Genomic DNA, 21,230 nt, shown 5'->3' with positions numbered 1-21,230 from the left:
TCCACTGTGGACGGCCCGCTTCTCTCGGCTGATTACCGCGCGCCGAGCTCCTCGTCCAGCATCGCGAACAGCTCGTCGGCGCTGGCGTCTTCGACCTCGTCGTCCTCGGGGAACTCCCCCACGACGGTCTTCAGCCGCTCCAGGACCTTGCCCCGCACGTCGGCGTCGGCGCTCCGCAGCGCCGCCACCAGCTCCTCCACCCGCACCTCGACATCGGACGGGCCGTCCTCCACTGACTCCGCGAGGAACTCGGCCAGTACCTCCACCGAGGGGTAGTCGAAGATCAGCGTGGCCGGCAGCCGCAGCCCGGTCACCACGTCGAGGCGATTGCGCAGCTCGATCGCCGTCAACGAGTCGAAGCCGAGCTCGATGAAGCCCTTGCGCGGGTCGACGGCACCGGCGTTGTCATGTCCGAGCACCACCGCGGCGGTCCCGCAAACCAGCTCCACGACGGCCCGCGGACGTTCTCCGGCGGGCAGCGAGGAAACGCGGCCCCACGAGTCGTCGACCACCTCGACCCGACGCCGCGTCGACCGTTTGACCAGCCCCCGCAGCATCGCCGGCACGCTGTGCGCGTCGGCTCGCAGCCCGGACATGTCCAGCCGCACCGGCACCAACGCGGGTTCCGTCGTGCCGAAAACGGCGTCGAACAGCTCCAGGCCGTCCGCAAAGGACAGACCGAAGACGCCGGAGCGGGCCATGCGGATGAGGTCGGTGTCGCCGAGCTCGCCGGACATGCCGCCCTCGGACCACAGCCCCCAGGCCAGGGAAACGCCCGGCAGCCCGGCCGCGACGCGGTGTTGCGCCAGCGCGTCCAGGAACACGTTGGCCGCCGAGTAGTTCGCCTGACCGGCCGCGCCCAGCGTGCCGCCGGCCGACGAGTACAGCACGAAGGCCGCCAGGTCCATCGACGCCGTCAGCTCCGACAGGTGCCACGCGGCGTCGACCTTCGGCCGCAGCACCGCGTCCATCCGCTCCGGAGTCAGTGACAGCAGCACGCCGTCGTCGACCACACCGGCCGTGTGGATCACCGCGGACAGGGAAACGCCGTCCAGCAGCGAAACCACCGCGGCACGCGAAGCCAGATCGCACGCGACCAGCGAGACGGAAGCTCCCAGCTCCTGCAGGGAAGCCACGAACTCCAGCGCACCAGGCGCATCGAGTCCCCGTCGGCTGGTCAGGAGCAGGTCCCGCACACCGTACGACGTCACCAGGTGCCGCGCGATCAGCTTGCCCAGCACGCCCGTCGCCCCGGTGACCAGCACGGTTCCGTCGAGGTGCACCGGCTTTTCGTCCGGCACGAACTTGGCCAGCCGGTGCACCAGCACCTGGCCGTCGCGCACGGCCACACCGGGCTCGTCGGCGTACATCGCCCCGAGGGCCTCGGCGACCGGCACCGGTCCGTCGTCCAGGTCCAGGACCATGAACCGGTCCGGGTACTCCAGCTGCGCGGTCCGCACGACACCCCAGAGCGCCGCGTGCGTCAGGTCGGCCACGGCCTCGTCCGGGCGGGTGCCGATCGCGCGGCGCGCCACGACGACCAGCCGCGACGCACCCAGCATTTCTTCTCCGACCCACGCCTGCGCCAGCGCCAGCAGCCGGTGCACGGCTTCGCGTGCTCCTGCCGGTGTGGCCTCCCCGGGCTCGGCAAACGGCACGAACACCACGTCCGCGACCGCGTCGCCACCACGGATCCCGGCAACCAGCGATTCGAGGTCCGCGAATGACTGTCCACCGAGACCGAAGACGTCCTCACCGAGCACCGCCGACGTCACGGCGGCGGCCGGCTCACCGGACCACGCCGGCCATTCGACGCGGAACAGCGAGTCGTCCACCGCCGAACGCCCGGCCGGCGCGAACGCGTCGTCGGCGATCGGCCGCAGCGCCAGCGCTTCGACGCTCAGCACCGGCGAACCGCTCGGGTCAGTCGCCGTCAGCGACACCGTGTTCTCGACGTCCGAGGAGATCAGCACCCGCAGGCTCGACGCGCCACCGGCGTGCAGCGACACCCCGGACCACGCGAACGGCAGCACCGGCTTGTCCTCCGTCGGCCCGGCGAGGCCGATCGTGTGCAACGCGGCGTCCAGCAACGCGGGGTGCAAGCCGAAGGCCTCGGCGTCCGCTTGCTCCGGCACGGCCACCTCGGCCGCGAGCCGGTCACCCACCTGCCAGACGCGGTGCAGTCCGGCGAACACCGGCCCGTAGTCGAAGCCCTGGGCCGCGAGTTCGTCGTAGCGGCCGGTCACGTCGATCTCGACCGCCCCCGCCGGCGGCCACTCGGCGGCTTCCGGAATCGCGTCCACAGTGGACGAAAGACGGCCGCTACCGTGCTGAACCCACTCGTCAGTGCCGTCGGCCTGCGAGTAGATCCCCAGCGACCGCGTGCCGTCTTCGTCTTCCGCGCCGACCGTGACCTGCAGCCGCACGCCGCCCTGCTCGGGCAGGATCAGCGGCGCGGCCAGCGTCAGCTCGTCGAGCCGGGCGCACCCGACCTCGTCGCCGGCCCGCACGGCCAGCTCCACGAACGCCGTGCCCGGGAACAACGCCGCTCCCTGCACCACGTGGTCGCCCAGCCACGGCTGCGCGCTCAGCGAAAGCTTGCCCGTGAGGACCGCGCCACCCGAGTCCGCCGCGACCACGACGGCACCCAGCAACGGGTGCCCCGCCTCGCGCTGGCCGACCTCGGCCACGCCACGCACGCGGGCGCCGGTCGGGTTGTCGAGCCAATAACGCTTGCGCTGGAACGCATACGTCGGCAGCTCCACGCGGTGCGCCCCGGCGTAGAACGCCTCGAAGTCGACGGGCACGCCGGCCGTGAACAGCGTCGCGACCGCCGTGGCCGCGCTTTCGGCCTCCGGCCGGTCCTTGCGCAGCACCGGCACAAACGTCGCCCGCTCGTCGCCGGCCAGGCAGCTCTGCCCCATCGCCGTGAGGACCGCGCTCGGCCCGACCTCGACGAACGTGCTCACGCCGTCGTCCAGCACCGCGCGCAGGGCGTCGGCGAACCGCACCGCCTCACGCACCTGCCGCACCCAGTAGTCCGGAGTGGACAGATCGCCACCGGCCGTGGACACGACCGGAATCGCCGGCGCCGAGTAGCTCACCTCCGCCGCCACCGCGGCGAACTCGGCCAGCATCGGCTCCATCAACGGCGAGTGGAACGCGTGCGACACCCGCAACCGCGACGTCCGCGCGAACTTCTCCGCGACCGAGAGCACCGCGTCCTCGACCCCGGACAGCACGACCGAATCGGGCCCGTTGACCGCGGCGATCCCGACGCCGTCGGTGAGCAGCGGCCGGACCTCGTCCTCCGTCGCCCGCACCGCGACCATCGCGCCGCCGCGGGGGAGCGCCTGCATCAACCGCGCCCGCGCGGCCACCAGCCGGCACGCGTCGGCCAGCGAGAACACCCCGGCGCAGTGCGCGGCCGCGAGCTCGCCGATCGAATGCCCGACCAGCCGGTCCGCCCGCACCCCCCACGCTTCCAGGAGCCGGAACACCGCGACCTCGACCGCGAACAGCGCCGGCTGTGTGTAGCCGGTCTCGTCGAGCTTCGCCGCGTCCGCCAGCAGTTCGCGCAGCGGCGTGTCCAGGTGCGGGTCCAGCTCTGCGGCAACCTCGTCCAGCGCGGCGGCGAAGACGGGATACGCCGACGCCAGCTCCAGCCCCATCCCGGCCCGCTGCGCGCCCTGGCCAGTGAACAGGAACGCCGTCTTCCCCGGCGCCGCGACACCTTCGACGACTCCGGCCGGCGCGCGCCCGGCGGCGTACTCCGTCAACGCCCGCACCGCACCGACGCGATCGGCCGCCACGACACCGGCCCGGTACTCGGCCAACGTCCGCGTGGTCACCAGCGACAGCCCGACGTCCGCCGCCGAGCCCGAAACCTCCGCCAGCCGGCCCGCCTGCGCCCGCAGCGCGTCGGGCCCGGTGGCCGAGAACAGCCACGTCACGGGCCCGCCCTCGGCCGAAGGCTCCGGAGCCGGGTCGCCCTGCTCCACGATCACGTGCGCGTTCGTGCCGCTGATGCCGAACGACGACACCGCGGCCCGCCGCGCCCGCCCCGTCTCCGGCCACGCCCGCTCGTCCGCGAGCAACGCGACCGTGCCGTCGGACCAGTCGACGTGCGGCGACGGCTCCTCGGCGTGCAAGGTGCGCGGCAGGACACCACGCTGCAGCGCCTCCACAACCTTGATCACGCCACCGACGCCGGCCGCGGCCTGCGTGTGCCCGACGTTCGACTTGAACGAGCCGACGTACAGCGGCCGGTCCGGCGTCGTCACCTTGCCGTAGGTCGCGATCAGCGCCTGCGCCTCGATCGGGTCACCCAGCTTCGTGCCGGTGCCGTGCGCCTCGACGAAGTCCACATCGGACAGATCGAGGCCACCGTCGGCCAGCGCCGCGCGGATCACGCGCTGCTGCGCCGGGCCGTTGGGCACGGTGATGCCGCTCGACGCGCCGTCGGAGTTCACCGCGCTGCCGCGCAGCACGGCGAGCACGTGGTGACCGTTACGGCGGGCGTCCGAAAGCCGCTCCAGCAGCAGCATCCCGGCGCCCTCGGAGCAGCCGACGCCGTCGGCGCCGCTGCCGAACGCCTTGCAGCGCCCGTCGGAGGACAGCCCGTGCTGCTCGCTGAAGTACACGAACATGTCCGGCGTCACCATCACCGTCACGCCACCGGCCAGCGCCAGCGAACACTCGCCGCGCCGCAGTGCCTGCGCCGCGAGGTGCATGGCGACCAGCGAAGACGAGCACGCCGTGTCCACCGACACCGACGGTCCTTCGAGCCCGAGCGTGTACGAGACACGCCCGGAGATGAGGCTGCCGTCGCTGCTGCCCGCGCCGTAGTCGTGGTACATCACGCCGGTGAACACACCGGTGCTGGTGCCGCGCAGCGTCGCCGGCACGATCCCGGCGCGCTCCACGGCTTCCCACGCCGTCTCCAGCAGCACGCGCTGCTGCGGGTCGAGCGTGAGCGCCTCACGCGGCGAGATCCCGAAGAACTCGGGCTCGAAGTCAGCGGCTTCGTGCAGGAAACCGCCTTCGTTCGAGTACGTCGTGCCGGGCCGGGAACCACTGGGGTCGTGGATCGACGCGGTGTCCCAGCCGCGATCGGCCGGGAACTCGCCGATCGCGTCGACACCGCCGGCGACCAGCTGCCACAGCTCGTCCGGAGTCGTGACACCACCGGGGTAGCGGCAGCCCATGCCGATGATCGCGATCGGCTCGTGCAGCTGGGCGGAGAGCTTCTTGTTTTCCGCCTTGAGCCGTTCGTTGTCCGTCATGGACTGCCGCAGCGCGGCGACGATCTGCTCGGTCGACGGGGACTGGGTCACCGGGACTCACCTCGTTCGTCGGTCTGGTCGCCACCCATCGCGGAGCGGACCAGGTCGGCCAGGTCCATCGCCGCGACTGCGGACGCGGCTTCGTCGTTCTCCTCGATCGCACTGTCCTGTTCGGACTCCGGCAGCAGCTCCGCCAGCAGGTGACGGGTCAGCGGGAGCGGGCTCGGGTAGTCGAAGATCAGCGTCGCCGGCAGCCGCAGCCCCGTCGCCGCCCCGAGCCGGTTGCGCAGTTCCAGCGCCGCCAGCGAGTCGATGCCGAGGTCTGTGAAGCCCTTCTCGACCCCCACTGCGGACGCGTCGTCGTATCCCAGGACCGCTGCCGCGTGCTCACAGACCAGCTGCAGCGCCGCCGCTTCCCGCTCGCTCGCCGGCAGCGCGGCGACCCGATCGACGAAACCGGCTTCCGGCGCGGTGGTCACCGCGGCCGTCGCCGCTCGCCGGGACGGCGCCGCCACCAGGCCACGCAGGAGCGGGGCCACTCGGTCGGCTTCCTTCAGGTCGGCCAGCTCCACCGGCACGAGTGCCGGCTGCCGGGCCGCGAGCGCGGCGTCGAACAACGCGAGCCCGTCTTCCGCGGTCAGCTCCGCGACGCCGTACCGGGCGATGTGCGCCAGGTCGACCTCGCCGTCGGTGCCTTCCCACGGACCCCAGGCCAGGGAGGTCGCCGGCAGGCCCTGCGCCGCCCGGTGCTCGGCCAGCGCGTCGAGGAACACGTTGCCCGCCGCGTAGTTGGCCTGCCCCGCGGCCAGCAACAGGCCGCCTGCCGACGAGTAGAGGACGAACGCCGCCAGGTCACGTGACGCCGTGAGCTCGTGCAGGTGCCAGGCCGCGTCGACCTTCGGCCGCAGCACGGTCTCGACCTGCTCCGGGGTGAGGGCACCGAGCACCGCGCTGTCCATCTGCCCCGCCGCGTGGACCACGGCGGTGAGCTTCGGCAGCGTCTCCAGCAGCCCCGCCAGCTCGGCGCGGTCGGTGACGTCGCACGCGGCCACCGTGACGTTCGCGCCTTGCCCGGCGAGTTCCTCGACCAGCTCCCGAGCGCCCGGGGCGTCGAGGCCCCGCCGGCTCGTGAGGACGAGGTCCCGGGCGCCGCGAGCGACCAGGTGCCGGGCCAGCAGCCCGCCGAGCAGACCGGCGCCACCGGTGATGAGCACCGTGCCGTCCGGGTTCCACTCGAGCGATTCGCCGATCTCGGTCACGCGCACCAACCGCGGCACGCGCACCTCACCGGCACGGACGACCGCCTCGGGCTCACCCGAAGCCGCCACCGCGGGCAGCGCCTGCGCGGACTCCGCCTTGCCGTCCACGTCGACCAACTGGATCCGGTCCGGGTTCTCCGCCTGCGCGGCTCGCACCAGACCCCAGACCGGCGCCTGCGCGAGGTCCGGCGTGTCCGCCTCGACCGCGCCGCGGGTGACGACCAGGAGCTTGCCGTCGTCGAACCGGCCGAGCCAGTTTTGCAACAGCGCCAACGTTTTCTGCACGGTCGCGTGGACGCGGGCCGGCACGTCGCCGTCCTCGGTCGCAACCGGCAGCACCAGCACGTCGGCCGCCACCGGCTCGGCGTGGACCGGCAGGCCGAGGCCGAGTTCGTCAGAAGCGCTGTCGTCGGCGCCGAGCACGGCCCAGCCGTCGATCGACGGCGCCAGCCGCACGCCCGACGCGGGCACCCAGTCGATGCGGTAGAGCGAGTCCGGCACCTTCGCGCCGAGCTGGCTCTCCGACACCGGCCGAGTGACCAGCGACTCGATCCACGCGACGGGCGCACCGGCCGCGTCGGCGAGCGCCAGCTCGGAACCGCTCTCCGTCTTGCGCACCCGCACCCGCAGCGCCGTCGCACCGGCCGCGAACAGCGAGACGGTGTTCCACGCGAACGGGATGCTCGTCTCGGTCAGCGCCTTCGGCCCGCCCGGCACGAGGAAGTCCGTCGCGCCCAGCGCGGAGTCGAGCAGCCCCGGGTGGAGGCCGAACTCGCCGGCCGCCGTGCCCTCGGGCAGCGCGACCTCGGCGAACACCTCACCTTCGTGCAGCCAGACCGCGCGCAGGTTCCGGAACGTCGGACCGTAGCCGAAGCCCAGGCCCGCGAGGTCGTCGTACAGCCCGGTCAGGTCCACAGCTTCCGCGCCTGCCGGCGGCCAGGCCGCCAGGTCGAACTCCGCGGCCGGTGTTCCGGTGGTGAGCGTGCCCGCCGCGTGCTGCGTCCAGGCGCCGCGTTCGGCGGCCCGCGAGTGCACCGAGAACTGCCGGCGGCCGGTCGCGTCCGGAGCCCCGACGACCACGCGCAGGTCCACGCCGTCCTCGGGCAGGAGCAGTGGTGCCTGCTGGGTCAGCTCCTCCAGCACCGCGGCCCCGACCTGGTCCCCGGCGTGCGCGGCCAGCTCGACGTACGCCGTGCCGGGCAGCATCGTGCGGCCCATCACCACGTGGTCGGCCAGCCACGGCTGCGTCGCCGTGGACAGGCGGCCGGTGAGCACCGCGCCACCGTCGGGCAGCTCCACCAGCGCGCCCAGCAGCGGGTGCGCGGCGGACTTGGCGCCCAGCGAACCCACGTCGCCGGTGCCCTTGGTCGCGTCGAGCCAGTAGGACTTGTTCTGGAACGCGTACGTCGGCAGGTCCACAGTGGACGCACCGCGGCCGGCGAACAGCGCCCGCCAGTCCAGAGTCGCTCCGCGCGAGTACAGCGTGCCGAGCGCGGTGAACAGCGTGGTCACCTCGTCGCGGCCGCGCCGCATCGCCGGCACCTGCACCACGCGGTCCGGCCGCTCGGCCGCCGCGGTGTCGCTCTCGCGGGCCATGCCCGTGAGCACCGCGTCCGGGCCCAGCTCCACGAACCTCGTGACGCCGGCGCCCAGCAACGTCGTGACCCCGTCGGCGAACCGCACGGCTTCCCGGACGTGCCCCACCCAGTAGGCGGGCGAGCACAGCTCGGCGGCCGTGGCGATCTGCCCGGTCACGTTGGACACCACCGGGATCGCCGGCGCGGAGTAGGTGAGGCTTTCGGCCACCTTCGTGAACTCCGCCAGCATCGGCTCCATCAGCGCCGAGTGGAACGCGTGCGACACGACCAGCTGCTTCGTGCGGCGGCCGGCGTCTGCGAACACGGTCATGGCCGCCCGCACCGACGCTTCCGGCCCGGAGATCACGACCGAGCGCGGGCCGTTGACCGCGGCGACGTCGACGTCGGACGGCAGTGCGGCTCGCACCTCGTCTTCCGTGGCGGCGATCGCGGCCATCGCACCTCCGCTCGGCAGCGCCTGCATGAGCCGGCCGCGAGCGGCGACCAGCGTGCAGGCGTCGGCCAGCGACAGCACCCCGGCCACGTGGGCCGCGGCGAGCTCGCCGATCGAGTGCCCGGCCACGTAGTCGGGCGCGGCGCCCCACGACTCGACCAGGCGGTAGAGCGCGACCTCGATCGCGAACAGCGCGCACTGCGTGTAGGCGGTCTGGTTGAGCAGCTTCCCGTCGTCGGAGCCCTTCTCGGCCCAGATCACCTGCTTGAGCGGTACGTCCGTCTCGGAGAGACTGCGAATGTCGCCGTCGAAGAGACCACAGATCTCGTCGAACGCGCCGGCGAACACTCCGAAGGCCTCATAGAGCCCGCGGCCCATGCCTGGCTGCTGCGCGCCCTGGCCGGTGAACAGGAACGCGGTCAGGTCGGCCGCGCTGATCGTGCCGGTCACGGTGCCCGCCGGGGTCCCGCCGGTGGCGAGTCCGTCGAGTGCCTTCAGCGCTGCCTCGCGGTCGGCGGCCAGCACCACCGCGCGGTGGTCGAGCGCCGCGCGGCCGGTGGCGAGCGAGTACGCGACGTCGGTCAGGTTCAGCTCCGGGTCGGCCCGCAGGTGCTCGGCGAGCCGAGCGGCCTGGTCGGCCAGCGCCTGGCCCACCGAACCCGCGAGCGGCAGCGGCACCACCGGCAGCGCCGGAGCACTGGCCCGCGGCGCCTCCACAGTGGACGGCGGCGCCTCCTCGATGATGATGTGCGCGTTGGTTCCGCTGATGCCGAAGGACGAGACACCGGCACGCCGCGGTCGCCCGTTCGGCAGCCACGGCCGGGCCTCGGTCAGCAGCTCGATGTCCCCCGTCGTCCAGTCGACGACCGGCGACGGCGCGTCGACGTGCAGCGTCCGCGGCAGCAGGTTGTGCCGCAGTGCCTGCACGACCTTCATCACGCCCGCCGCACCACCGGAGGCCTGCGCGTGGCCGATGTTCGACTTCACCGAACCCAGGTACAGCGGGTGTCCCTCGGGCCGGTCCTGGCCGTAGGTGGCCAGCAGGGCCTGTGCCTCGATAGGGTCACCCAGCTTCGTGCCCGAACCGTGCGCCTCGACGGCGTCCACTTCGGACGGACGCAGCCCACCGGCGGCGAGCGCCGCGTGGATCACGCGTTCCTGCGAAGGGCCGTTCGGGGCGGTGAGCCCGTTGGACGCGCCGTCCTGGTTCACCGCGCTCGAACGGACCACGGCGAGCACCTCGTGGCCGTTGCGCTGCGCGTCGGAGAGCCGTTCGAGCAGGAGCAGGCCCGCGCCCTCGGCCCAGCCGACGCCGTCGGACGCGGCGGAGAAGGACTTCGAGCGACCGTTGGGCGAGAGCACGCCCTGGCGGCTGGAGTCGACGAACAGGTCCGACTGCGAGAGCACCGTCACGCCGCCGGCCAGCGCCAGCCCGCACTCGCCCGCCCGCAGCGCCTGCACCGCGAGGTGCAGCGTGACCAGCGAAGACGAGCACGCCGTGTCCACCGTCATGCACGGGCCCTCGAGCCCCAGCAGGTAGGAGATGCGGCCGGAGACGACCGCGCCCGAGCTGCCGTTGGGGATGTAGGCGGCGACGTCGGCGGGCGCGCCGGGGGCGCGGCTGCCGTAGTCGTCGTACATGGCGCCGGTGAAGACGCCGGTCAGGCTGCCACGCAGCGCCGTCGGGTCGATGCCGGCGCGTTCGATGGCCTCCCACGCCGCCTCCAGCAGCAGGCGCTGCTGCGGGTCCATCGCCATGGCCTCACGCGGGCCGATGCCGAAGAACGCCGGGTCGAACTCGGCGGCGTCGTGCAGGAACCCGCCCTGGTTGGCGTAGGTCTTGCCGCGCTTGCCGCGTTCGGGGTCGTAGATGCCTTCGGTGTCCCAGCCCCGGTTGGTCGGGAAGCCGCTGACCGCGTCGACCTCGTCGACGAGCAGCCGCCACAGGTCCTCGGGCGACCGCACACCACCGGGGTAGCGGCAGGCCATGCCGACGATGGCGATGGGTTCCTGCATGGAAACACCGGCGGCGTTGGTGCGCGTGGTCGGCTTCTTGGTGACCGCGCCGAGCAGCTTGCCCTTCACGAAGTCGGCGACGGCCTTGGCGGTCGGGTGGTCGAAAATGAGCGTCGCCGGGAGCGACAGGCCCGTGGCGGTGCCGAGCAGGTTGCGCAGCTCCACCGCCGCCAGGGAGTCGAACCCGAGCTCCTTGAACGCGCGGGTTCCGTCCACTTCGGACTTGTCCGCGTAGCCGAGGACGGTGGCGACCTGCGTGCGGACGAGGTCCAGCAGCACGCGGTCGCGTTCGCTCTCCACCAGGGCGGCCAGTTCGTTCGCCAGGGCGTTGTCCCCGCTCGTGGCCTTGGTTTTGGCCACACGGCGGGCCTTCGGCGGGACGAAGCCGCGCAGCAGAGCCGGCAGCTCGTCCGTGCGCGCCTTGAGCGCCGAAATGTCAACGCGCAGCGGCGCGACCACGGCGTCTTCCGTGGCCACCGCGGCGTCGAACAGTGCCAGCCCCTGCTCCGCGGTGACCGCGGGCAGGCCGAGCCGGGCCATGCGGGCGAGGTCGGCTTCGGCGAGGTCGCCGCCGAGGCCGGTGTTCTCGGCCCATAGACCCCACGCCAGCGCGGTCGCGGGCAGGCCCGCCGCGTGGCGGTACTGCGCGAGACCGTCGAGGAACGCGTTGGCCGCGGCGTAGTTCGCCTGGCCCGCGGGCAGCACCTGGCCACCGGCGGAGGAGAACAGCACGAACGCGGACAGCTCACGCGAAGCGGTCAGCTCGTGCAGGTGCCAGGCGGCGTCGACCTTGGGCTTGAGCACGGAGTGCAGCTGGTCCGCGGTGAGCGAGTCGAGGACCCCGCTGTCGGCCGTGCCCGCCGCGTGGACCACGGCGGACAGCCGCGGCAACGCGTCGAGCAGCTCCGCGACAGCCGCGCGGTCGGCGACGTCGCACGCCGCGACCGTGACCGTGGCGCCGAGGTCCGTGAGGTCGTCGGCCAGCTGCGCGGCACCCGGGGCGTCGAGGCCGCGGCGGCTGGTGAGCACCAAATCGCGCACGCCGTGCTCGGCGACGAGGTAGCGCGCCAGCAGGCTGCCGAGCCCGCCGGTGCCGCCGGTCACCAGCACCGTTCCTTCGCCGAACGGGGAGACCCCGGTGGTCTCGGTGCGTGCGTACCGCGGCACGAGCACCGAACCCGCGCGAACCGCGGACTCCGGCTCCCCCGACGCGACCGCGGCCGCGATGTCCTCGGGTGTGGTCGCGGTGTCGGCGTCCACGATGAACACCCGGCCCGGGTGCTCGGCCTGCGCGGCGCGAGCCAGGCCCCAGAGGGCGCCTTCGGTGACGTCGACTCCTGCGTTTCCGGCTGCCGTCGCGGAGTGCGTGACAACCGCGAGCTTCGTGCCCGCGAACCGCGATTCGGCCAGCCAGGCCTGGATTTCCGCCAGCAGCCAAGCCGCGTTCTCGCGGGACACCTCGGGCACGTCGCCGGCGCGTTCCGGCACCGACAGCGTCACCAGCTCCGGCACCGGCTCACCGCGGTCGACGGCCCCGATCAGGTCCGCGAACCCGGCGTAGGTGGCGGCCACGCCGACCCGGCCGCGGCCGACGGCCACAACGGTGGTGTCGGCGGCGGGCGCGGTGACGGGCTGCCAGGCGATCTTCAGCAGCGAACCGTCCACAGTGTCCGGTGCGACCGAAAGCTCCTTCTGCACCGGCCGCGACACGAGCGACTCGATCGTCGCGACCGGCCGTCCCTCGCTGTCGGCGACCTCGATGGCCGAGAGCTCGTCGCCGTCCAGGCGGACGATCCGCACGCGCAGCACCGCGGCGCCGACGGCGTGCAGCGTCACGCCGTTCCACACGAACGGCAGCAGCGTCGCGCCACTGGGGTCGCCGAGCAGGTCGGCGTGCATGGCGGTGTCGAGCAGTGCGGGGTGCAGGCCGTAGGCGCCGGCCGTGGCCGCGGCCGGTTCCGGCAGCGCGACCTCGGCGAACACCTCGTTGCCACGGCGCCACGCGGCCTTCAGACCCTGGAACGCCGGGCCGTAGCCGTAACCGCGGTCGGCGAGCAGCTCGTAGGCGCCCTCGACCGGGATCACGCTCGCCCCCGGCGGCGGCCACTCGGTGAGCCCGGCGGGCTCGGGCCGGCTGACGGCCGAGAGCGTGCCGAGCGCGTGCTGCGTCCACTCGCCCTCGGTGTCGGCCGGGCGGGAGAACACGGTGACCGGACGACGATCGTCAGCGGTCGGGCCGACCACGACCTGCAGCGCGACCGCGCCGTCGGGCGGCAGGACGAGCGGCGCCTGCAGCGTCAGCTCCTCCACCACCGGCAGGCCCACCTGGTCGCCGGCCGTCGCGGCCAGCTCCAGCAGACCGGTGCCGGGCACGAGGATCGCGCCCTTGACCACGTGGTCGGCCAGCCACGGCACCGACGCGGCCGAGAGGCGGCCGGTGAGCACCGTCGTGTCCGAACCGGACAGCGGCACGACCGCGCCCAGCATCGGGTGCGCCAGCGGCTGCTGGCCGACGGCCGTGACGTCGCCGGACGGCGTGGCGTCGAGCCAGTAACGCTTGTGCTGGAAGGCGTACGTCGGCAGGTCGAGCCGCACCGGGCCGTCGCCGAGCAGCGGGCCGAGCTTGGCCGCGCCCCTCGTGTGCAGGCGGCCGACGGCGGTCAGCGCCGTGCGGACCTCGTCCTGGTCACGCCGGTTGAAAGGAACGAACACAGTGTTGGCGTGGCTGTCCTCGGCGCTCTGCGGACCGAGCACCGACAGCACGCTGTCGGGCCCGAGCTCGAGGAACGTCCGGACGCCGCTGCCGGCCAGCGTTTCGACCGCCGCGCCGAAGCGCACGGTCTCGCGGACGTGCGTGACCCAGTACTCCGGCGAGCGCAGCTCCTCGTCGGTGGCCACGCGGCCGGTGACGGTGGAGACGATCGGGATCCGGGGCGCCGCGTAGGTGAGCCCGGCGGCGACCGCGGCGAACTCGTCGAGCATCGGGTCCATCAGCGGCGAGTGGAACGCGTGGCTCACGCGCAACCGGCGAGTCTGGATGTCGCCGGCCAGGCGCTCGATCTCCGCGACCACGTCGGCGTCACCCGAGATCACCACGGCGGCGGGCCCGTTGACGGCGGCGATGCTCACGTCGTCGTGCCCGGCCAGCAGCTCACGCACGGTGTCCTCCGGCGCGGCGAACGCGACCATTGCGCCCGGCCGCTCGGACAGCGCCCCCATCAGGCGGCCTCGGGCGGCGACCAGCTTGGCGGCGTCGTCGAGGGAGAGCACCCCGGCGACGTGCGCGGCGGCCAGCTCGCCGATGGAGTGGCCGGCGAGCGCGTCGGGAACGATCCCCCAGGACTCGGCGAGCCGGAACAGGGCGACCTCGACGGCGAAGAGGCCGGTCTGCGTGTACTGCGTCTGGTCGAGCAGCCCGCGGTCGGCGAGCGCGGTGGTGCCCAAGACGACGTCGCGCAGCGGCACGTCGGTGTGCCGGTCGACGGCGGCACACACCGCGTCGAAGGCTTCGGCGAACACCGGGTAGGCCTCCGACAGCTCGCGACCCATGCCCACGCGCTGCGCACCCTGGCCGGAGAACAGGAAGGCGAGCTTCCCGTCCGCGACCTGGTCGGACGCCGCCTCACCGGTGGCGACGGCGTCGAGCCCGTCGGCCAGCTCGGCCGCGGTCGCGGCGACGACCACCGCGCGGTGCTCCAGCGAAGCCCTGGTCGCGGCCACCGATCGCGCGATCTCCGCGACTCCGACGTTCTCGTGCTCGGCCAGCCACGTCCGCAGCCGCGCCGCCTGCCCGCGCACCGCGGCGGCGGACCGGCCGGACAGTGCGACCGGCACGACGGCCTGCGTCTCCGCCGGCTGCTCGCGCTCGATCTCGGGAGCCTGCTCCAGGATCACGTGGGCGTTGGTGCCGCTGATGCCGAACGACGACACGGCCGCGCGACGCGGGTGGCCGTTGGCCGCCCAGTCCTGCTGCTGCGTGAGCAGCCGCACCGAACCCGCGGCCCAGTCGACCACAGTGGACGGACGGTCGACGTGCAGCGTGCGCGGCAGCTGCTCGTGCTGCATCGCCAGGACCATCTTGATGATGCCCGCGACACCGGCCGCGGCCTGCGTGTGGCCGATGTTGGACTTGATCGAGCCCAGCCACAGCGGCTCTTCGCGCTCCTGGCCGTAGGTGGCCAGTAGCGCCTGCGCCTCGATCGGGTCGCCCAGCGTGGTGCCGGTGCCGTGGCCTTCGACGGCGTCCACTTCGGACGGCGTCAGGCCCGCGTCTGCCAGCGCGCGGGTGATCACGCGCTGCTGCGAGGGACCGTTGGGTGCGGTGAGGCCGTTGGACGCGCCGTCGTGGTTCACCGCGGAGCCGCGCAGCAGCGCGAGGACCGGGTGCCCGTTGCGGCGGGCGTCGGACAGGCGCTCGACGAGCAGCATGCCCGCGCCCTCGCCCCAGCCGGTGCCGTCGGCCGCGTCGGCGAACGAGCGGCAGCGGCCGTCGGCGGAAAGCCCGCGCTGGCGGGAGAAGTCGACGAAGGTGTCCGGAGTGGACATCACCGTGACACCGCCGGCCAGGGCCAGCGTGCACTCGCCGCGGCGCAGCGCCTGCGCCGCCCAGTGCAGGGCGACCAGCGAAGACGAGCAGGCCGTGTCGACCGTGACCGTCGGGCCCTCCAGCCCCAGCGCGTAGGACACGCGGCCTGAGACGACGCTGGCGAGGCTGCCGTTGCCGAGGTACCCGGCGATGTCGTCGGACACCGTGCCGAGGCGGGTGCCCCAGTCGTGGTACATCACGCCGGCGAACACGCCGGTCGCGCTGCCGCGCAGGGAAACCGGGTCGATGCCCGCCCGTTCGAACGCCTCCCACGACACCTCGAGCAGCAGCCGCTGCTGCGGGTCCATGGCGGCGGCCTCACGCGGGCTGATCTCGAAGAAGTCGGCGTCGAACTCGGCGGCGTCGTGCAGGAAGGCGCCGTGCTTGACGTAGGAGTGGCCGGGTTTGCCGGGCTCCGGGTCGTACAGCGCGTCGACGTTCCAGCCGCGGTCGGCCGGGAACGGGGTCAGTGCCTCCTCGCCATCGGCGACGAGCCGCCACAGATCCTCCGGCGTGGTCACGCCACCCGGATAGCGGCAGGCGATGCCGACGATCGCGATCGGCTCCTCCGGATCCACTGTGGTGACCGGCGCGATCGGTTGCGCGGGCGCGAGTCCGGCCAGCCGGCCCACGAGGTACTCCGCCAGCGCGCGCGGCGTCGGGTAGTCGAAGACGAGGGTGGCGGGCAGGCGCATGCCGGTGACGGAGTCGAGGATGTTGCGCAGCTCCACCGCGGCCAGCGAGTCGAACCCGATCTCGCCGAACGGCCGGGCCGGGTTGATGGCGTCCGCGCTGTCGTGGCCGAGCACGGCCGCGACGTGCGTGCGCACCAGGTCGAGCACCGCGCGGTCGCGGTCGGCCTCACCGAGGTGGGCGAACCGGCCGGCGAACTGCTGCTCCGGCGTGAGCTCACCCGACACGACCGCGGCGGAAGCCCGGCGACGGCCGGCGGGTGCCAGGCCCCGCAGCACGGCCGGGACGTCCTCGCCCCGGGCCCGCAGCGCGGAGCGGTCGATGCGCGTCGGCACCACGGCCGGCGCGCCCGAGGCCAGCGCCGCGTCCAGCGCGGCCAGGCTTTCGGTCACCGTCAGCGGCGCGAGACCCAGCCGTGCGATGCGGTTGCGGTCCACTTCGGACAGTGTGGCGCCCATGCCCAGGGCTTCGCCCGCGTCCGGCGCCCACAAGCCCCACGCAAGCGACGTGGCCATCTTGCCTTCGGTGCAGCGGTACTCGGCCAGCTCGTCGAGGAAGGTGTTGCCCGCCGCGTAGTTCGCCTGGCCCGCACCGTCGGCGAGGCCCGCCGAGGACGAGAACAGCACGAACGCGGAGACGTCACCGACGAGCTCGTGCAGGTGCCAGGCCGCGTCGACCTTCGGTGCCAGCACGGCGTCGAGCCGCTCTTCGGTCAGCGAGCCGATCATGGCGTTGTCCAGCACGCCGGCGGTGTGCACGACGGCGGACAGCGGCTGCTCGGCCTTCTTCAGCGCGGCGGACAGCGAGCGCTTCTTGCTCACGTCAGCCGCGGCCACCGTCACGCTCGCACCCAGCTCCCGCAGGTCCGCGACCAGCTCGGCCGCGCCCGGAGCGTCGGCACCGCGGCGGCTGACCAGCAGGAGGCTGCGCACACCGTGGTTCGTCACGAGGTGGCGCGCGACCTGCGCGCCCAGGCCACCCGTGCCGCCGGTGATGAGCACGGTGCCCTCGGCCGACCACGTCGGGCGCTCGGCGTCGGCGGTGAGCCGCGCCAGGCGGGCCGCGTGCACCGCGCTGCCCTCGATCCGCAGCTCCGGCTCACCCGAGCCGAGCGCCGTGGCCAGTGTCCCCGGCGTGACCGCGCCTTCGATCAGCACCACGCGGCCCGGGTGCTCGGCCTGCGCCGAACGGACCAGGCCCCGCACCGCGGAGTCGGCCAGCTCACCGCGGGTCAGCACGACCAGCCGCGAAGAAACGTAGCGCTCGTTCTCCAGCCACGGCCGCAGCACGGCGAGCACCCGGTGCGCGGCCTGCTTGGCGGCCGTGGCGACGTTCTTGCCCCGCACCGAAACCGGCAGCAGCACGGCCTGCGGAACGTCCACCAGCGACACCAGCGCGTCGGCGACCGGCACGTCGAGGCCGGCGACGGAGCCGAGCGCGGCGAGCGTCGGAAGCTCGGCGTCGGACGTGACCGGCGTCCACTCCACGGTGTAGAGCAGGTCCCGCGCCTGAGTACCGAGGTCGGCGCCGCGGACGGCCCGCGAACGGAACGACTCGACCGACAGCACGGGCGCACCGGCCGGATCGGTGATCTCCAGCGTGACGCCACCGGTGGCGGGCGACGTGATGCGCACTCGCACCTCGGTCGCGCCCGACGCGTGCAGCCGCACGCCGGTCCACGCGAACGGAAGGCGGATCTCGTCGGCCTCCCTCGCTTCGCCCGGGGCGAAGTCGGTGGCGTGCAGCACTGCGTCGAGCAGCGCCGGATGGATCCCGAACGCGGCATCCTTCTCCGCCGGCAGCGCAACCTCGGCGTACACGACGTCGTCTTGTCGCCACGCCGTGCGCAGGCCTTGGAACAGCGGGCCGTAGCCGTAACCCTGCTCGGCCAGCTCGCCGTACAGCTCGGCGGTGGCAACGACCTCGGCCCCGGCGGGCGGCCACTCGGTCAGGCTCGCCGGTTCGACGACCGGGCCGGTCGCGAGGACACCCACGGCGTGGCGGGTCCAGGCGGCATCGGCGTCGTGGTCGGGACGCGAGTGGAACTCGATGGTGCGGCGGCCGTCGTCCTCCGGGCCGACGACGACCTGCAGCGCGACCCCGCCGGTCTCCGGCAGCGCGAGCGGCGCCTGCAGCGTCAGCTCGTCGAGCACGCCGCAACCGGCCTGCTCGCCGGCGTGCAGCGCCATCTCGACGAACGCCGTGCCGGGCAGCACCGCGGTGCCGGCGATGGTGTGGTCGGCCAGCCACGGGTGCGTCCGCAGGCCGACGCGGCCGGTGAACACGAGCCCGTCGCCCGCGAGGCCGATCTCCGCGGCCAGCAGCGGGTGGCTCGACGCGAGCTGACCGAGGTCGGCCGCGTCGCCGTGCGAAACGGGAGCGGTGAGCCAGAAGTGCTTGCGCTGGAACGCATACGTCGGCAGGTCGACGCGGCGGGCCGGGCCGAAGAACGCGGTCCAGTCGACCGCCACCCCGCGCGTGTGCAGCTTGCCGAGCGCGCCGGCGAGGGTCGTGACCTCGGCGTGGTCGCGACGCTGCGCGGCGGTGAAGGCGATGGTGCCGGCGTGCGGACCGGTGGCGGCCATCGCCGAAAGGACGGCGTCGGGACCGACCTCGATCGCGGTCGTCACGCCGGCCTCGGCCAGCGTCGTCACGCCGTCGGCGAACCGCACCGCGCGGCGCACGTGCCACAGCCAGTAGCCCGGTGAGCACAGCTCCTCAGGCTTCGCGAGGCGGCCGGTCACGTTGGACACCACCGGGATCGTCGGCGGCGCGTAGTCCACCACCTCGAGGATCTCGCGGAACTCGGCCAGCATCGGCTCCATCAGCGGCGAGTGGAACGCGTGCGACACGCGCAGCTCGCTCGTCTTGCGGCCCTGCAGCCGGAACACGGCGGCGACGTCCTCGACGGCGGCGCGCTCACCGGAGACCACGACGGACGACGGACCGTTGACGGCCGCGATGCTCACGCGGTCGTTGAGCAGCGGCTGAACCTCGTCCTCGGTCGCGGCGAGCGCGACCATCGCGCCTCCCTCCGGGAGCGCCTGCATCAGGCGACCGCGCGCGGCGACGACCATGCACGCGTCGGCGAGCGACCAGACGCCGGCGATGTGCGCGGCGGCGAGCTCGCCGATGGAGTGGCCCAGCAGGATGTCGGGCTTGACGCCCCACGACTCCAGCAGCCGCGCGAGCGCGACCTCGACGGCGAACAGGGCGCACTGTGCGTACTGCGTGTGGTTGAGCTCCTCGGCGTCGTCGCCGAAGAGGACGTCGCGCAGCGGCTGGTCCATCTGCACGTCGAGGTTGTCGATGGCCTCGTCGAAGACCTCGGCGAACACCGGGTAGGCGAGGTAGAGCTCCCGGCCCATCGCGAGACGCTGCGAGCCCTGGCCGGTGAACAGCATCGCGAGCTTGCCCGGCGTGCGCTCGCCGGTGACGACGGCGGCGTCCTGCTCCCCCGCGGCCAGCGCGGTGAGCCCGCGGACGGCGTCGGCGGCGTTCTCGGCGACGACGACGGCGCGGTGGTCGTGCGCGGCGCGCGTGGTGGCGAGGGAGAAGCCGAGGTCGGCCAGATTCTCGGCATCCACAGTGGACACCAGTTTGGCGGCCTGCGCGCGCAGTGCGTCCTCATCGCGAGCGGACACAACCAGCGGCACCACCGGCAGCTGCTCGGCCGGCGTCTCCTCGGCGACCAGCACTGGAGCCTGCTCGATGATGACGTGCGCGTTGGTGCCACTGACACCGAACGACGACACCCCCGCGCGACGCGGACGCTCGACCAGCGGCCACTCGCGCGTCTCGGTGAGCAGCTCGACGGCACCGGCGGTCCAGTCGACGTGCGGGGTCGGCGCGTCGACGTGCAGCGTCTTCGGCAGCACGCCGCGGCGCATGGCCTCGACCATCTTGATCACGCCGGCCACACCGGCGGCGGCCTGCGTGTGGCCGATGTTGGACTTGATCGAACCGAGCAGCAGCGGCGTCTCGCGCTCCCGCCCGTAGGTGGCCAGCAGCGCCTGCGCCTCGATCGGGTCCCCGAGCCGCGTGCCGGTGCCGTGCGCTTCGACCGCGTCCACTTCGGACGGAGTCAACCCGGCGTCGGCCAGCGCTCGCGTGATCACGCGCTGCTGCGAAGGGCCGTTGGGCGCGGTGAGCCCGTTGGACGCACCGTCGGAGTTGATGGCCGAACCGCGGACCACGGCGAGCACGGTGTGCCCGTTGGCCACGGCGTCGGAGAGCCGTTCCAGCACGAGCACACCGACCCCCTCGGCGAACCCGGTGCCGTCGGCCGCCGCGGCGAACGCCTTGCACCGCCCGTCCTCGGCGAGGCCACGCTGGCGGCTGAAGGCGGTGAACGTGCCGGGCGCGCCCATCACGGCCACACCGCCGGCAAGAGCGAGGTGCGTCTCCCCGCGACGCAGCGCCTGCACGGCGAGGTGCAGCGCCACCAGGGAACCCGAGCACGCGGTGTCGACCGTCAGCGTCGGGCCTTCGAGCCCCAGCGAGTAGGCGACGCGGCCGGAGACGACGCTCGGCGCGTTGCCGGTGAGCAGGTAGCCGTCGAGGCCGTCGGGAGCTTCGTGCAGGCGCGGGCCGTACTCCTGGGCCTCGGCGCCGATGAACACTCCGGCGGGCGTGCCGCGCAGCGTGGACGGGTCGATCTTCGCGCGCTCCAGCGCTTCCCACGCCGTCTCCAGCACGAGCCGCTGCTGCGGGTCCATCGCCGACGCCTCGCGCGGCGCGATGCCGAAGAACCCGGCGTCGAACTCACCGGCGTCGGGCAGGAAGCCGCCGGAGGCGACGTAGCTGCTGCCGGGCCGGTCGGGGTCCGGGTCATACAGACTGTCGAGGTCCCAGCCGCGGTCGGTCGGGAAGCCGCTGATCGTGTGCACCTCGTCCGCGACCAACTGCCACAGCTGCTCGGGCGAAGCCGCGCCACCCGGGTAGCGGCAGCCGATGCCGACGATGGCCACCGGCTCGTCGTCGTCGCGGCCCCGGGCGATCAGTCCACTGTCGACAGTCTCCTCCCCGAACACCCGCGCGTGCAGGAACCGCGCGACCGCGGCCGGGGTCGGGTGGTCGAACGCGAGCGTCACCGGCAGGTCGAGCCCGGTGGCGTCGGTGAGCTGCGCGTGCAGCTCCACCGCCGCCAGCGAGTCGAACCCGTGGTCGGAGAACGCCTTCTCCGGGTCGAGGACGGCCGGCACCTCCGGCAGCACGGCCCGCAGCGCGGCCCGCGTGGCGCTGTGCACCACGTCCGCGACGAACGCCGCCCGATCGCCCGGCGGCAAGTGCGTCAGCCGCTGGCCGAAACCGGATTCCGGATTCTTGTCTAACTCACGCATAACGCACTCCACCGCTGTA

Annotated in this window: 2 protein-coding genes; both read right to left on the bottom strand. The window is 73.4% G+C overall.

Features of this window, described 5'->3' with window-relative positions; genetic code table 11:
* Positions 1-32: 32 nt before the first annotated feature.
* Positions 33-5,336: a type I polyketide synthase gene (locus tag AB0H62_RS29840; RefSeq protein ID WP_360589642.1), complete on the bottom strand. Its 5,304-nt coding sequence runs from the start codon at positions 5,334-5,336 to the stop codon at positions 33-35.
* On the bottom strand, positions 5,333-21,211 hold the full coding sequence (locus AB0H62_RS29835) for a type I polyketide synthase (RefSeq protein ID WP_360589640.1): 15,879 nt from the start codon (positions 21,209-21,211) through the stop codon (positions 5,333-5,335). The genes AB0H62_RS29840 and AB0H62_RS29835 overlap by 4 nt, the downstream gene beginning before the upstream one ends.
* Between the last annotated feature and the right edge of the window lie 19 nt (positions 21,212-21,230).

The organism is Amycolatopsis sp. NPDC050768 (assembly GCF_040654155.1).
Lineage (GTDB): Bacteria > Actinomycetota > Actinomycetes > Mycobacteriales > Pseudonocardiaceae > Amycolatopsis.
The sequence above is the reverse complement of the archived record's forward strand: the minus strand, read 5'-3'. Positions and strand labels throughout refer to the sequence as shown.